Source organism: Streptococcus sp. GMD6S, from assembly GCF_000297015.1.
This window is the reverse complement of record NZ_AJRH01000036.1, coordinates 1-15313: the sequence shown is the minus strand read 5'-3', so window position 1 is coordinate 15313 and position 15313 is coordinate 1. Positions and strand designations below refer to the sequence as shown.

Genomic DNA, 15313 nt, shown 5'->3' with positions numbered 1-15313 from the left:
GAAAAATTTCTTCTGAACTAGTTACAGAATTTCAAAAATATGTTAAAATAAATGATGGAGTGCAAAGTTTACGAGAAATTATAGAAATTATCTCATAAAACCAGGGAGAATCCGAATATGAAGTTAAATAAATATATTGATCATACGCTTTTAAAGCAAGATGCAAGCCAAGAACAAATTGATTGTTTGCTATCTGAAGCGCGTGAGTATGACTTTGCCAGCGTTTGTGTTAATCCCACATGGGTGAAACATGCGAAAACAGGGCTTGAAGGCTCAGATGTAAAAGTTTGTACAGTAGTAGGTTTTCCTTTGGGAGCAACAACTTCAGCTGTGAAAGCTTTTGAAACAAAAGAAGCTGTCCAAAATGGTGCAGATGAGATTGATATGGTTATCAATGTCGGTGCTCTCAAATCAGGCAATCTGGATTTAGTTGAATCGGACATCCGTGCTGTCGTAGAAGCAAGTGGTGACAAGTTGGTGAAGGTCATTATTGAAGCTTGCTTGTTGACAGACGATGAAAAGGTTGTGGCTTGCCAATTATCCCAGAAAGCAGGCGCTGACTTTGTCAAAACATCAACTGGATTTTCAACTGGTGGTGCCACTATTGAGGATGTTCAGTTGATGCGTAAAACAGTCGGACCAGATATGGGAGTTAAGGCAGCTGGTGGAGCTCGTTCATATGCGGATGCTGTCGCTTTTGTGGAAGCAGGTGCTACTCGTATTGGAACATCCGCTGGTGTAGCAATCTTAAAAGGAGAATTGGCTGATGGCGACTACTGAGTTAATTGAACTAGCAATTGAAACCAGCAAGAATGCCTACGTGCCCTATTCTCACTTTCCTATCGGAGCTGTTTTAGTAGCCAAGGATGGTAGTATTTATACAGGTGTGAACATCGAGAATGCTAGTTATCCCTTGACTAACTGTGGGGAACGTACAGCTATCTTCAAGGCAGTCTCTGAGGGGAAACGGGAATTTTCAGAATTGATTGTCTACGGACAAACTGAAAAACCCATCTCGCCATGTGGTGCTTGCCGCCAGGTCATGGTTGAATTTTTTGAACAAGATCTAAAAGTGACTTTAGTCGCTAAAGATAAATCGACGGTCGAGATGACGGTCGGGGAGTTACTTCCATACTCATTTACAGACTTAAATTAGTCTGGGCCGCTCTTGTAGTGGCTGTGGTCCTTGTGGCCAACCAATCCATACTTGCAACATCGTTGCACATCTTATTTAGGAGGTTCAGTAATGAACAAGAAACAATGGCTAGGCCTTGGTCTAGTTGCAGTAGCAGCAGTTGGACTTGCTGCATGTGGTAACCGCTCTTCTCGTAACGCAGCTTCATCTTCATCAGAAATGAAGACCAAAGCAGCAATCGTAACAGATACTGGTGGTGTTGATGATAAATCATTTAACCAATCAGCTTGGGAAGGTTTGCAAGACTGGGGTAAAGAACACAATCTTTCTAAAGATAAAGGTTACACTTACTTCCAATCAACAAGCGAAGCAGACTATGCTAACAACTTGCAACAAGCGGCTGGAAGTTACAACCTGATCTTCGGTGTTGGTTTTGCCCTTCACAATGCAGTTGAGGAAGCAGCAAAAGACCACTCTGACCTAAACTATGTCTTGATTGATGATGTGATTGAAGGTCAAAATAATGTTGCGAGCGTAAGATTTGCGGATAACGAAGCAGCTTACCTTGCTGGTGTTGCAGCAGCGAAAACTACGAAAACAAAACAAGTTGGTTTTGTAGGTGGTATCGAATCTGAAGTTATTTCACGTTTTGCAGCTGGATTCAAAGCTGGTGTTGAGTCAGTAGACCCATCTATCAAAGTCCAAGTTGACTACGCTGGTTCATTTGGTGATGCTGCCAAAGGTAAAACAATTGCAGCAGCTCAATACGCTGCCGGTGCAGACGTTGTCTACCAAGCAGCTGGTGGTACAGGTGCTGGTGTCTTTGCTGAAGCAAAATCATTGAACGAAAACAAAAATGAAAACGAAAAAGTTTGGGTTATCGGTGTAGACCGTGACCAAGCAGCAGAAGGTAAATACACTTCTAAAGATGGTAAAGAATCTAACTTTGTTCTTGTATCTACATTGAAACAAGTTGGTACAACTGTAAAAGATATTGCCAACAAAACAGAAAAAGGTGAATTCCCTGGTGGACAAGTGATTGTTTACTCATTGAAAGATAAAGGGGTTGAGCTAGCAGTAACAAACCTTTCAGAAGAAGGTAAAAAAGCTGTTGAAGATGCAAAAGCTAAAATCCTTGACGGAAGCGTAAAAGTTCCTGAAAAATAATGGATAAAAGTCATTTCTTAGGAAGCGGCCATTGGTCGCTTCTTTAAGAATTGAGGCAATTTTTGTCTCAATAGAGCTTGTTAATGTGATTAGCAGGTTTTATTGAAATAAAATAAACCTCTGAAAGGAAGAGCATATGGCACACGAAAATGTCATTGAGATGCGGGATATTACCAAGGTGTTTGGTGAATTTGTAGCAAACGACAAAATCAACTTGCAACTGCGAAAAGGTGAAATCCATGCACTTTTAGGAGAAAATGGAGCGGGTAAATCCACTCTGATGAATATGCTGGCAGGACTTCTTGAACCAACGAGTGGTGAAATTGTGGTGAATGGTCAGGTTGTAAAACTAGACTCACCATCTAAAGCCGCTGGTCTTGGAATTGGGATGGTTCACCAACATTTCATGTTGGTTGAAGCTTTTACAGTAGCTGAGAATATCATTTTAGGGAGTGAAATCACTAAAAATGGTGTTCTAGATATAGCTGGTGCTACTAAAGAAATCAAGGCTCTTTCTGAACGTTATGGTTTGGCAGTGGATCCAGCTGCTAAGGTGGCGGATATTTCCGTTGGTGCCCAACAACGTGTAGAGATCTTGAAAACACTCTATCGTGGTGCTGATATCCTTATCTTTGACGAACCTACAGCCGTATTGACTCCTTCAGAGATTGATGAGTTGATGGCAATCATGAAAAACCTTGTCAAAGAAGGGAAGTCTATCATTTTGATTACCCATAAACTGGATGAGATTCGTGCGGTATCCAATCGAGTCACGGTTATCCGTCGTGGGAAATCAATCCAGACAGTTGAAATCGCAGGGGCAACAAATGCGGACTTGGCAGAAATGATGGTTGGACGCTCAGTCTCCTTTAAAACGGAAAAACAGGCACCACAACCCAAAGAAGTGGTCTTGTCTATCAAAGACTTGGTTGTCAATGAAAACCGCGGTGTACCAGCTGTGAAGAATCTTTCTTTGGATGTTCGTGCTGGTGAGATTGTCGGTATTGCAGGTATTGATGGCAATGGTCAATCTGAACTCATTCAAGCCATTACAGGTCTTCGTAAGATTGAGTCAGGTAGCGTTGAATTAAAAGGCAAATCAATTGTGGGAATGCATCCTCGACAAATTACAGAACTAAGCGTGGGGCACGTTCCTGAGGATCGTCACCGGGATGGCTTGATTTTGGAGATGATGATTTCAGAAAATATTGCTCTTCAAACCTACTACAAAGAACCACTCAGCAAGAATGGTATCTTGAACTATGCCAATATCACTTCACATGCCAAGAAATTGATGGAAGAATTTGACGTCCGTGCGGCAAGCGAATTTGTTCCAGCAGCAGCTCTTTCAGGAGGAAATCAACAAAAAGCGATTATCGCTCGTGAGATTGATCGTGATCCTGATCTCCTTATCGTCAGCCAACCAACTCGTGGTTTGGATGTCGGTGCCATTGAATATATCCACAAACGTTTGATTGAAGAGCGTGATAACGGTAAGGCTGTCCTTGTTGTCAGCTTTGAATTGGATGAGATTTTAAATGTCTCAGACCGAATTGCTGTTATTCACGATGGTAAGATTCAAGGTATTGTATCGCCAGAAACGACTAACAAACAAGAACTTGGTGTCTTGATGGCAGGTGGAAACTTGGGAAAGGAGAAGAGTGATGTCTAAAAAGTTACAACAAATTTCGGTTCCCTTGATTTCCGTATTCTTAGGAATCTTGCTCGGAGCCATTGTCATGTGGATCTTCGGATATGATGCTATCTGGGGCTATGAGGAGTTGTTCTATACAGCTTTTGGTAGCCTCCGTGGGATTGGAGAAATTTTCCGTGCCATGGGTCCTCTTGTCTTGATAGGTCTAGGTTTCGCAGTTGCCAGTCGAGCAGGTTTCTTTAACGTTGGACTTCCTGGTCAAGCACTTGCAGGCTGGATTCTCAGTGGTTGGTTTGCCTTGTCAAATCCAGACATGCCTCGTCTCGTTTTGATTCCATTGACAGTGATCATTGCTTTGATCGCAGGTGGAATTGTTGGAGCAATTCCAGGTATCCTCAGAGCCTATCTCGGTACGTCAGAGGTCATTGTGACCATCATGATGAACTACATTGTATTGTATGTGGGAAATGCCTTTATTCATGCCTTTCCTAAAGATATTATGCAAAGTACAGACTCAACGATTCGTGTTAGTGCCAACGCTACATACCAGACCCCATGGTTATCAGAGTTGACTGGAAATTCTCGTATGAATATCGGAATCTTCTTTGCAATCATTGCTGTTGGCGTGATTTGGTTCTTGCTCAAGAAAACGACTCTCGGTTTTGAAATTCGCGCAGTTGGTCTCAATCCCCACGCTTCAGAGTACGCTGGTATTTCAGCAAAACGTACAATCATTCTATCAATGATTATCTCTGGTGCTTTGGCTGGTCTTGGTGGAGCTGTCGAAGGTCTTGGAACCTTCCAAAACGTTTACGTTCAGGGATCATCATTAGCTATCGGATTTAACGGGATGGCAGTTAGTTTGCTTGCTGGAAATTCACCAATTGGAATTCTCTTTGCAGCCTTCTTATTTGGAGTTTTGCAAGTAGGAGCACCGGGGATGAACGCAGCACAAGTTCCGTCTGAGCTTGTTAGCATTGTAACAGCGTCTATTATCTTCTTTGTCAGCGTTCACTATATTATCGAACGCTTTGTCAAACCTAAAAAACAAGTTAAAGGAGGTAAGTAAGGATGTCTATTACAACATTACTCACCCTCTTGGTCTCTTCTATGCTGATTTACTCAGCACCACTTATTTTTACGAGTATCGGAGGCGTTTTCTCTGAACGTGCTGGTGTTGTCAATGTCGGTCTTGAAGGAATTATGGTTATGGGGGCCTTTTCTGGGGTTGTCTTTAACCTTGAGTTTGCAGAACAACTTGGAGCAGCTACTCCTTGGATTTCCTTGTTAGTTGCTGGTATCGTGGGAGCTATTTTCTCCCTCATCCATGCAGTCGCTACAGTTCATTTCCGTGCGGACCATGTTGTCAGTGGTACAGTATTGAACTTGATGGCGCCTGCCCTAGCGGTTTTCTTGGTTAAAGTTCTTTATAACAAAGGACAAACGGATAACTTAAGCCAAACTTTTGGACGTTTTGATTTCCCAGTTTTGGCTGATATCCCAGTGATTGGAGATATCTTCTTCAAGTCAACCAGTCTACTAGGTTATATCGCGATTGCCTTCTCTTTCCTTGCTTGGTTTATCCTCTTCAAGACCCGCTTTGGTCTTCGTCTTCGCTCTGTCGGTGAACACCCTCAAGCAGCGGATACCTTGGGGATCAATGTCTACAAAATGAGATATCTTGGGGTTGTTATTTCAGGTTTCCTTGGTGGAATTGGGGGAGCGATTTATGCTCAATCCATTTCAGTTAACTTCTCAGTGACAACTATTGTCGGTCCTGGATTTATCGCTCTTGCGGCAATGATCTTTGGTAAATGGAACCCAATCGGTGCTATGCTTTCTAGTCTCTTCTTCGGACTTTCACAAAGTTTGGCAGTTATCGGTTCTCAATTACCTTTCCTACAAGGAGTGCCAGCGGTTTACCTTCAAATCGCCCCTTATGTCTTGACCATCCTTGTCTTGGCAGCCTTCTTTGGAAAAGCAGTTGCACCTAAGGCAGACGGTATCAACTACATCAAGTCAAAATAAGCATACAAAAAAACGTCAGTTTCAAACTGGCGTTTTATTTTTTTGGATTTTGATGGGTTAGGTTCAATCCCCAAGGGACAAGATTTTCAGTTTTATTTTTGATACGTGTGATATTATCCTTGTGACGAATGATAATCAAGCTAGCAAGTGCTAGGATAATCAAAATGAAGAGAGGGTCATAGCTGTTTAGGATAAAACCAAATAGTGGAAATAGGAGAACTCCGATAACGGCTGCGATAGAAGCAGTAACGCTAGACAGTGAAATCATACTACCTAGATAGAGGCTTCCAAAGAATACGATTGCTAGATAGAGACAGAAGGCAGGCGCAAATCCGAAAACAACTCCAGCGCTAGTTGCGACAGCCTTGCCCCCCTTAAATCCTGCAAAGATAGGGAAAGTATGTCCAATCACAGCCAAAAGTCCAAATACAAGAGGTGATGCACCTTGTAGGTGGAAAAGAATAGGAAGGAGAGTGGCCAAGGTTCCTTTAAAGAAGTCAATCACAAAGGTTGCCATACCCGCTTTCTTACCTAAAATTCGGAAAGTATTGGTTGTTCCGGTGTTTCCAGAGCCGTGTTCACGCAGATTTGTTTGAAAGAAGATTTGTCCAATCCAAAGACCAGACGGAATCGAACCTAGCAAATAAGCTAAAATTAATAATACAAATGTCATCATAGAACTATTATACCATGAAACGGTATAGAAAGTCAGAGAATATCCTGTGAAATTGTGACAGCTGAAAGGGAAAAGCTTTGCAAAATCGCTAGAAAACCTGTAAAATAGAAAAGATGAACAAATAGGAGGTTCCTTGTGTCAAAAAAGGAAATCAATATTAATAACTACAATGATGACGCCATTCAGGTGCTAGAAGGGTTGGATGCGGTCCGTAAACGTCCGGGGATGTATATTGGCTCGACTGACGGTGCTGGTCTCCATCACCTAGTCTGGGAAATTGTGGACAATGCAGTCGATGAAGCCTTGTCTGGATTTGGTGACCGCATTGATGTGACTATCAATAAAGACGGCAGTCTAACCGTTCAAGACCATGGTCGAGGGATGCCGACAGGGATGCACGCCATGGGAATTCCAACTGTTGAAGTTATCTTTACCATTCTCCATGCTGGGGGAAAATTCGGACAAGGTGGTTACAAGACTTCTGGTGGTCTTCACGGAGTTGGTTCTTCTGTAGTCAACGCCCTCTCTAGTTGGCTGGAAGTGGAAATTACGCGTGATGGTGCAGTCTACAAGCAACGTTTTGAAAATGGTGGGAAGCCCGTAACAACTCTTGAAAAGGTTGGAACAGCACCTAAGTCTAAGACAGGTACTAAAGTTACCTTTATGCCGGATGCTAGTATCTTTTCTACGACAGATTTCAAGTACAATACCATTTCAGAGCGTCTTAATGAGTCAGCCTTTCTCTTAAAAAATGTAACCTTGTCATTAACAGACAAACGAACAGATGAATCTATCGAATTCCATTATGAGAACGGGGTACAAGACTTTGTTTCTTACCTCAATGAAGACAAGGAAACCTTGACGCCAGTCCTATACTTTGAAGGCGAAGACAATAGTTTCCAAGTGGAAGTTGCCCTCCAGTACAATGATGGTTTTTCAGATAATATTCTATCCTTTGTCAATAACGTTCGCACGAAAGATGGTGGAACGCATGAGACAGGACTTAAGTCTGCCATTACCAAGGTTATGAATGACTACGCTCGTAAAACGGGACTTCTCAAGGAAAAAGATAAAAACCTTGAGGGTTCAGATTATCGTGAGGGACTTGCAGCCGTTCTTTCTATCCTAGTTCCTGAAGAACACCTCCAGTTTGAAGGTCAGACCAAGGATAAACTAGGGAGTCCTCTGGCTCGTCCTGTTGTAGATGGAATTGTGGCTGATAAGTTGACCTTCTTCCTCATGGAAAATGGAGAACTAGCTTCTAATCTCATTCGCAAGGCTATCAAGGCCCGTGATGCTCGTGAAGCAGCACGTAAGGCGCGTGATGAGAGCCGAAATGGCAAGAAGAATAAGAAAGACAAGGGCTTGCTTTCTGGTAAATTAACGCCAGCCCAGTCTAAAAATCCAGCTAAGAATGAACTCTATCTAGTCGAGGGTGACTCTGCCGGTGGTTCTGCCAAACAAGGTCGTGACCGCAAGTTCCAGGCTATCTTACCTCTTCGTGGTAAGGTGATTAATACAGCCAAGGCTAAGATGGCGGATATCCTCAAAAATGAAGAAATTAATACCATGATTTATACCATTGGTGCGGGTGTGGGTGCAGACTTCTCCATTGAAGATGCCAACTATGACAAGATCATTATCATGACCGATGCGGACACCGATGGTGCCCATATCCAGACCTTGCTCTTGACATTTTTCTATCGTTACATGCGTCCGCTAGTTGAGGCAGGCCATGTCTATATTGCCCTTCCGCCTCTTTACAAGATGTCCAAAGGCAAAGGCAAGAAAGAAGAAGTAGCTTATGCTTGGACAGACGGAGAACTAGAAGAACTCCGCAAACAGTTTGGTAAAGGCGCAACCCTCCAACGCTACAAGGGACTTGGTGAAATGAACGCAGATCAGCTCTGGGAAACAACCATGAATCCAGAAACCCGCACTCTTATCCGTGTCACCATCGAAGACCTAGCACGCGCTGAACGTCGCGTCAATGTCCTCATGGGAGACAAGGTTGAACCACGCCGTAAATGGATTGAAGATAATGTTAAGTTTACGCTGGAGGAAGCGACAGTGTTTTAAGGAGTATGAATAATGGATAGTTCCGGACATTCGATTTTTGGAAGTTATTTGGGTTTGATTTTCTTAGTTTCTTTACCCTCGGCTATTCTTGCATTCTACATCAATAGTCGAAAAAAAAGTTTCCAAGGATTATATGCACCGATTGTATTTACTTTATTTATGATCTTGATGCTTTTATTTAATATGGATTCCTCAGAATCCAGTGCTTTAGTAGCGACTGCTATTATGCTGTTTATTGGTTTTCCTTTGATAGCAGGAGCCTTAGTCTACACACTTATTCGATTGTGTTACGTCTATCCGGAGAAACGGTGGAAGGCTTTTTTGATTTTCCTATCCTATGTTTTAGGCCCCCTATCTGTAGGTATTCTGGGATGGTATGTGGTAAATTTAGTTCAGATCCATCTGTTGACATTCTTGGTAATGATTTTGATGATTCTAGTTTCCTATCTTCCTCCTCTCTATCTCCATTACACCAAACGAAATCAGTAAGACACAGAATACTTTTTGGTAGGGAATAGTGATTAATTGCTTAGATTATGTAAGAGATGGCAAATGGTTTACGATATATAATGAAAAACAATTTCAAACAGCTCTAAGTGATGAAGGAGAGAAATATGAGAACAGAACCCTAAATGCTTGGACTGATTTTAGGAACAGTTAAAACTTTAAAAGTTGACGCTGATAAGAACTCAAGTATCTCCTCTTCAATAATCTGACGGATGACCTCACTCAAGCCCGTTTTTTTCAGGGGGTGGATGCTTCATATTATTACGAAGGGTATAAACTTTACCATACAGGGGAGTTGTAAAGTTCAAGTAAAGGCGACGATCATCTTTTGCATGTAAACAATCGCTAAAACTATTGGAGGTGCTGGATTGATTACGTTATTAATGATGCCTTTTTTCCTTGTTCTCTTGGCCATTTTTGGAATTATATATGATTTAATGAACAATAAAGGTAGAAAAGAGTGTGCTCGTACAGTATCTTTGTTTATATTGAACATCCTCACTATTGGTATCTGTCTATTAGATCTACCAATGGAAAGTAAACCATACTCAGGAATAGGGTTTATCTTATTTTATGCACTTGCCTTCACACCTTTGATGATTGTTTTTTCACTATATACTCTCTATCGGATTGGAAAACATTATAGGTTTTTTAAGAGTAAGTTTGCTATAACACTTCGATTCAATGCTATTTTACTTTTCCTTCTTTCATTAGTAAATACTTTTGTATTATGGAGAAGCTTTCAAATATATCATAGAAACGATATGAATTTGTTATATTTTATTTTAATCGTTTTGGGGATTTGTTCAACTATCCAATTGATCGTAGGAGAGCTTGAGAAGAAAAGAATACGAGGCATCCAAAAACAAGAGGAGCAAGACGGCAATGAAAAATAATTCTATAAAAGATATGTGCAGACAACATAGAAGTGAAGCGCAAATGCTGAGATTAATTTTACAAACCGCAAAAAGTCTAAAAGTCGAGGCTGTCGCCATGTCCGGTTCACGAACTGATACAAAAGCACCAAAAGATGAGTTTCAAGATTATGATGTTGTTTATGTCGTGGACGACTTAGATAATCTAACGAGTAATCTTGCTTGGTTGGACCAGTTTGGAACACGTATCATTGAGCAGCATAATGTTCTAGGTAACCGTCGACTTTATCTCATGCTCTTTGAAGATGGAAATCGGATTGATTTGACCCTCTGTCCTACGGAATATATTCAAGAGTGGGTGGATAGTGAAGCTGATTATACAGTTTTGAAAGATGAGAAAGGCTTGTTTGTGCCCTATTCTCCAAATCCTCAACGTTACTGGACAAACCCAGCTAGTGCGATTGATTTTCAAAAAGCCTGCAATGAATTTTGGTGGGTGTCAGCTTACGTGGTCAAAGGAATCTGTCGCAAGCAAGTCATCTATGCTACTGACCATCTCTATGGGATTTGTCAGCAAGAACTCTTGAAGGTCGTGGCTTGGCAAGTTGCAGCTGATAAGGGGACGATTGATATTGGTAAGAACTATAAATATCTCTTTAACTATCTACCTGCTGAGAAAGAGAAACAATTCTCGAACCTACTTGATTTCTCAAGTTTAGAAAAACTCACTCAGTCTTTATTTGCTACCATGGAACTTTTCCATCAAGAGGCTCATTTCCTTGCTCAAAAAGAGGGATTTGACTATGATATGGAAGTAGCTGAGAAGATGATTGAGTATGCTGAGGAGAGACTTTCAAATCACTAACTAAATGAAGTATATAATTTAAAAGATTAAACTACAGAAAAGATAGTTTAGTTATATATAGTAACTGAACACGGGACTAATTTCTGTAAATTATCCCTTATTCTATAAAAACCACTCTACATTCTTTGAAAGGAGTTGAACACGCCCTAAATACTGTGTGAAAAAGATAAATTCTCTTGCGAGCATCGCTCGCTGTATTTTCACTTTGCATTTTACGGGCTTTGTATCTTATATGAGTAACATTCAAAACATGTCCCTTGAGGACATCATGGGAGAGCGCTTTGGTCGCTACTCCAAGTATATTATTCAAGACCGGGCTTTGCCAGACATTCGGGATGGTTTGAAGCCGGTTCAGCGTCGCATTCTTTATTCGATGAATAAGGATGGCAATACTTTTGACAAGAGCTACCGTAAGTCTGCCAAGTCTGTCGGGAATATCATGGGGAATTTCCACCCACACGGTGACAGTTCCATCTATGATGCCATGGTCCGTATGTCTCAGGACTGGAAAAATCGTGAGATTCTAGTTGAAATGCACGGTAACAACGGTTCTATGGACGGAGATCCGCCGGCGGCTATGCGTTATACAGAGGCACGTTTGTCTGAGATTGCAGGTTATCTCCTTCAGGACATCGAGAAAAAGACCGTTCCTTTTGCGTGGAACTTTGACGATACCGAGAAAGAACCAACTGTCTTACCAGCAGCCTTTCCCAACCTTTTGGTCAATGGTTCGACTGGGATTTCAGCTGGATATGCTACGGACATTCCACCACATAATTTGGCCGAAGTTATCGATGCGACAGTCTACATGATTGACCACCCAACTGCCAAGGTGGATAAGCTGATGGAATTCTTGCCTGGACCAGATTTCCCGACTGGAGGGATTATCCAAGGCCGTGACGAAATCAAAAAGGCCTATGAAACTGGGAAAGGGCGCGTGGCCGTTCGCTCTAAGACGGAGATTGAAAAGCTAAAAGGTGGTAAGGAACAAATCGTTATCACTGAGATTCCTTATGAAATCAATAAAGCCAATCTCGTCAAGAAAATCGATGATGTTCGTGTCAATAACAAGGTAGCTGGTATTGCTGAGGTTCGTGATGAGTCTGACCGTGACGGTCTTCGTATCGCTATTGAGCTCAAGAAAGATGCTAATACCGAGCTCGTACTCAACTATCTCTTCAAATACACTGACCTTCAAATCAACTACAACTTCAACATGGTGGCGATTGACAATTTCACACCTCGTCAGGTTGGGATTGTCCCAATTTTGTCTAGCTATATCGCCCACCGTCGTGAAGTGATTTTGGCTCGTTCACGCTTTGACAAGGAAAAGGCTGAGAAACGTCTCCATATCGTTGAAGGTTTGATTCGCGTGATTTCGATTTTGGACGAAGTCATTGCCCTTATCCGTGCTTCTGAGAACAAGGCTGACGCCAAGGAAAACCTCAAGGTCAGCTATGAGTTTACAGAAGAGCAGGCTGAGGCCATCGTTACCTTGCAACTTTACCGTTTGACCAATACAGACGTGGTTGTCTTGCAGGAAGAAGAAGCAGAATTGCGTGAAAAGATTGCCATGCTTGCGGCTATCATCGGTGATGAACGGACTATGTACAATCTCATGAAGAAAGAACTCCGTGAGGTCAAAAAGAAATTTGCGACTCCACGTTTGAGTACCTTAGAAGACACTGCGAAAGTTATCGAGATTGATACAGCTAGTTTGATTGCTGAGGAAGATACCTATGTTAGCGTGACCAAGGCTGGTTACATCAAGCGTACTAGCCCACGTTCCTTTGCAGCATCTACGCTGGAAGAAATTGGCAAGCGTGATGATGATCGTTTGATCTTTGTTCAATCTGCCAAGACAACCCAGCACCTCTTGATGTTTACAACTCTTGGAAATGTCATCTATCGACCAATCCATGAATTGGCAGATATTCGCTGGAAAGATATCGGAGAGCATCTGAGCCAGACCATTACAAACTTCGAAACGAACGAAGAAATCCTTTATGTTGAAGTGGTAGATCAGTTTGATGATGCGACAACCTACTTTGCAGCTACTCGTCTCGGCCAAATCAAACGCGTAGAACGCAAAGAATTCTCTCCATGGCGGACCTACAAGTCGAAGTCTGTTAAATATGCTAAGCTTAAAGACGAGACAGACCAGATAGTAGCAGTAGCTCCAATCAAACTAGATGATGTTCTCTTGATTAGTCAAAACGGTTATGCCCTTCGTTTCAATATCGAAGAGGTTCCCGTTGTCGGTGCCAAGGCTGCAGGTGTCAAGGCTATGAACCTGAAAGCAGATGATGCACTTCAGGCTGCCTTTATCTGTAACACCTCATCCTTCTACCTCTTGACCCAACGTGGAAGCTTGAAACGAGTTTCCATTGAGGAAATTCCAGCGACCAGCCGTGCCAAACGAGGCCTACAAGTCTTGCGTGAGTTGAAAAACAAACCGCACCGTGTCTTTTTAGCAGGAGCAGTTGCAGAGCAAGGTTTCGTTGGTGATCTTTTTAGTACAGAAGTAGAAGAAAACGACCAAACGCTCCTTGTCCAATCTAACAAGGGAACAATCTATGAGAGCCGATTGCAAGATTTGAACTTGTCTGAACGCACTAGCAATGGAAGCTTTATATCAGACACCATTTCAGATGAAGAAGTTTTCGATGCTTACCTCAAAGAAGTCTTTAAAGAAGATAAAGCAAATTCTTAAAAAGAATCAGTCCAGAGGGCTGATTTCTTTATGTTGAAAAAATTTTCAGAAAATTACAAATAATACTTGAAATTTTACTAGAAAAGTGTAGAATAGAACACATAGTTTGAATAGTATAAAGGAGAAACACATGACAGTTGCAATTGATTGGGAAAACCTTGGATTTGCTTATATGAAACTACCTTACCGTTATATCGCTCACTACAAAAATGGTCAATGGAATCAAGGAGAATTGACAGAGGATGCAACCTTGCATATTTCAGAGTCTTCTCCAAGTCTCCACTATGGACAGCAAGCATTTGAGGGATTGAAAGCCTATCGTACCAAGGACGGCAGTGTTCAACTGTTCCGTCCTGACGAAAATGCTAAGCGTTTGCAACGTACTTGTGACCGTCTTTTGATGCCACAAGTTCCGACAGAAATGTTTGTAGAAGCTTGTAAAGCAGTTGTGCGTGCAAATGAAGAATACGTCCCACCATATGGAACAGGTGGAACCCTTTATCTTCGTCCACTTTTGATTGGTGTTGGGGATATTATTGGGGTTAAACCAGCAGAAGAGTATATTTTCACCATCTTTGCTATGCCAGTTGGTAACTATTTTAAAGGTGGTTTAGTCCCAACCAACTTCTTGATTCAGGATGAATACGACCGGGCAGCTCCAAATGGTACGGGTGCGGCCAAGGTAGGTGGGAACTATGCTGCTAGTCTCCTCCCAGGTAAAATGGCCAAGTCACGCCAATTTTCAGACGTTATCTACCTAGACCCATCTACTCATACAAAGATAGAAGAAGTCGGATCAGCCAACTTCTTTGGAATCACGGCAGACAATGAATTTGTTACGCCATTGAGTCCATCTATCTTGCCATCTATTACCAAGTACTCTTTGCTTTACTTGGCAGAACACCGCTTGGGCTTGACTCCGATTGAAGGTGATGTTCCAATTGATAATTTGGATCGTTTTGTAGAGGCAGGTGCTTGTGGAACAGCAGCGGTTATTTCGCCAATTGGAGGCATCCAACATGGCGATGATTTCCATGTTTTCTATAGTGAAACAGAAGTAGGTCCTGTGACACGTAAACTCTATGATGAATTGACTGGTATCCAATTTGGTGATGTAGATGCACCTGAAGGATGGATTGTCAAAGTGGACTAAAAGACATGAAGTAAAGAAGAACTCCATAGCAGTTGTAAGGACTGAAATGGAGTTTTTTCTTGCTAGTTTGAGCATTTTCTTGTACAATAGAAAAAGTGAAAAGAGGTACAGTATGAGTAAAAAAGATAAGAAAATTGAAATTCAATTAACGGATGCAAAAGTGACTGTTGGAAAAGACAGCTATGAAGGATACGTTTTGACGATCGGGAAAAAGGTTATTGGGGAAATTGCCGAATTAGATAGCCAATTTGCCATCATAAAGAATGGAAATGTCGATAGTTTTTATAAAAAACTTGAAAAAGCTGTGGAAATTTTGATTGAAAACTATAATTTGACAAAATAATACTTGTTTTATTGAAAATTTCATGATATAATAGTTCTCGTTAAACATTGGAGAGATAGCGAAGAGGCTAAACGCGGCGGACTGTAAATCCGCTCCTTCGGGTTCGGGGGTTCGAATC

General features: G+C 41.7%; 14 protein-coding genes. 13 read left to right on the top strand and 1 reads right to left on the bottom strand.

All coding sequences use genetic code 11. The features are described from left to right. The first annotated feature begins 117 nt into the window (after window positions 1–117). From deoC to GMD6S_RS06470, 6 genes are all read left to right on the top strand, one after another. Window positions 118–780, top strand: a complete 663-nt coding sequence (gene deoC, locus GMD6S_RS06495) for a deoxyribose-phosphate aldolase (protein ID WP_000773690.1) — start codon at window positions 118–120, stop codon at window positions 778–780. Further along, complete coding sequence (locus GMD6S_RS06490) at window positions 767–1156, top strand: cytidine deaminase (RefSeq protein ID WP_000246104.1); 390 nt, start codon at window positions 767–769, stop codon at window positions 1154–1156. The genes deoC and GMD6S_RS06490 overlap by 14 nt, the downstream gene beginning before the upstream one ends. Window positions 1157–1246: 90 nt before the next feature. Beyond that, window positions 1247–2302, top strand: coding sequence for a BMP family lipoprotein (locus GMD6S_RS06485; protein ID WP_001036152.1), 1056 nt, complete (start codon window positions 1247–1249; stop codon window positions 2300–2302). A 136-nt stretch (window positions 2303–2438) separates the two neighbouring features. Then, window positions 2439–3974 carry an ABC transporter ATP-binding protein gene (locus GMD6S_RS06480; RefSeq protein WP_000929832.1) on the top strand — a complete coding sequence of 512 codons (1536 nt, stop codon included), beginning with the start codon at window positions 2439–2441 and terminating at the stop codon, window positions 3972–3974. Beyond that, window positions 3967–5025: an ABC transporter permease gene (locus tag GMD6S_RS06475; protein ID WP_000038684.1), complete on the top strand. Its 1059-nt coding sequence runs from the start codon at window positions 3967–3969 to the stop codon at window positions 5023–5025. Before GMD6S_RS06480 ends, GMD6S_RS06475 begins: the two co-directional genes overlap by 8 nt. A 2-nt stretch (window positions 5026–5027) precedes the next feature. Beyond that, on the top strand, window positions 5028–5984 hold the full coding sequence (locus tag GMD6S_RS06470) for an ABC transporter permease (protein WP_000029114.1): 957 nt from the start codon (window positions 5028–5030) through the stop codon (window positions 5982–5984). A gap of 34 nt (window positions 5985–6018) precedes the next feature. On the opposite strand, the gene plsY is transcribed toward GMD6S_RS06470, so the two are convergent. Continuing rightward, window positions 6019–6660, bottom strand: a complete 642-nt coding sequence (gene plsY / locus GMD6S_RS06465; protein WP_008289233.1) for a glycerol-3-phosphate 1-O-acyltransferase PlsY — start codon at window positions 6658–6660, stop codon at window positions 6019–6021. 135 nt (window positions 6661–6795) lie between these two features. On the opposite strand from plsY, the gene parE reads away from it, so the two are divergent. The 7 genes from parE to GMD6S_RS06430 all read left to right on the top strand — a co-directional run bounded on the left by parE (window position 6796) and on the right by GMD6S_RS06430 (window position 15195). Then, complete coding sequence (gene parE, locus GMD6S_RS06460) at window positions 6796–8739, top strand: DNA topoisomerase IV subunit B (RefSeq protein ID WP_000037269.1); 1944 nt, start codon at window positions 6796–6798, stop codon at window positions 8737–8739. Window positions 8740–8751: 12 nt separating this feature from the next. Continuing rightward, the gene (locus GMD6S_RS12255; protein WP_000378451.1) at window positions 8752–9228 is read left to right on the top strand and encodes a hypothetical protein; all 477 of its coding nucleotides are present in this window, start codon (window positions 8752–8754) and stop codon (window positions 9226–9228) included. Between the two features lie 401 nt (window positions 9229–9629). Beyond that, a complete protein-coding gene (locus tag GMD6S_RS06450; protein ID WP_000982617.1) occupies window positions 9630–10142 on the top strand; it encodes a hypothetical protein in 513 nt (170 codons plus the stop codon). Beyond that, window positions 10132–10986 carry an aminoglycoside 6-adenylyltransferase gene (locus GMD6S_RS06445; RefSeq protein ID WP_000794837.1) on the top strand — a complete coding sequence of 285 codons (855 nt, stop codon included), beginning with the start codon at window positions 10132–10134 and terminating at the stop codon, window positions 10984–10986. The genes GMD6S_RS06450 and GMD6S_RS06445 overlap by 11 nt, the downstream gene beginning before the upstream one ends. Window positions 10987–11218: 232 nt before the next feature. Further along, entirely contained in the window at window positions 11219–13699 is a 2481-nt protein-coding gene (gene parC / locus GMD6S_RS06440) for a DNA topoisomerase IV subunit A (protein WP_008289234.1), read from the top strand. A gap of 115 nt (window positions 13700–13814) precedes the next feature. Next, a complete protein-coding gene (locus tag GMD6S_RS06435; RefSeq protein ID WP_337459978.1) occupies window positions 13815–14852 on the top strand; it encodes a branched-chain amino acid aminotransferase in 1038 nt (345 codons plus the stop codon). A gap of 112 nt (window positions 14853–14964) precedes the next feature. Continuing rightward, entirely contained in the window at window positions 14965–15195 is a 231-nt protein-coding gene (locus tag GMD6S_RS06430) for a DUF2969 domain-containing protein (RefSeq protein WP_000037107.1), read from the top strand. Window positions 15196–15313 lie beyond the last annotated feature (118 nt).

Coding starts and splice junctions, on each gene's coding strand:
- deoC (WP_000773690.1), top strand. CDS start 118: ATGAAGTTAAATAAATATATTGATCATACGCTTTTAAAGCAAGATGCA.
- GMD6S_RS06490 (WP_000246104.1), top strand. CDS start 767: ATGGCGACTACTGAGTTAATTGAACTAGCAATTGAAACCAGCAAGAAT.
- GMD6S_RS06485 (WP_001036152.1), top strand. CDS start 1,247: ATGAACAAGAAACAATGGCTAGGCCTTGGTCTAGTTGCAGTAGCAGCA.
- GMD6S_RS06480 (WP_000929832.1), top strand. CDS start 2,439: ATGGCACACGAAAATGTCATTGAGATGCGGGATATTACCAAGGTGTTT.
- GMD6S_RS06475 (WP_000038684.1), top strand. CDS start 3,967: ATGTCTAAAAAGTTACAACAAATTTCGGTTCCCTTGATTTCCGTATTC.
- GMD6S_RS06470 (WP_000029114.1), top strand. CDS start 5,028: ATGTCTATTACAACATTACTCACCCTCTTGGTCTCTTCTATGCTGATT.
- plsY (WP_008289233.1), bottom strand. CDS start 6,660: ATGATGACATTTGTATTATTAATTTTAGCTTATTTGCTAGGTTCGATT.
- GMD6S_RS12255 (WP_000378451.1), top strand. CDS start 8,752: ATGGATAGTTCCGGACATTCGATTTTTGGAAGTTATTTGGGTTTGATT.
- GMD6S_RS06450 (WP_000982617.1), top strand. CDS start 9,630: ATGATGCCTTTTTTCCTTGTTCTCTTGGCCATTTTTGGAATTATATAT.
- GMD6S_RS06445 (WP_000794837.1), top strand. CDS start 10,132: ATGAAAAATAATTCTATAAAAGATATGTGCAGACAACATAGAAGTGAA.
- parC (WP_008289234.1), top strand. CDS start 11,219: ATGAGTAACATTCAAAACATGTCCCTTGAGGACATCATGGGAGAGCGC.
- GMD6S_RS06430 (WP_000037107.1), top strand. CDS start 14,965: ATGAGTAAAAAAGATAAGAAAATTGAAATTCAATTAACGGATGCAAAA.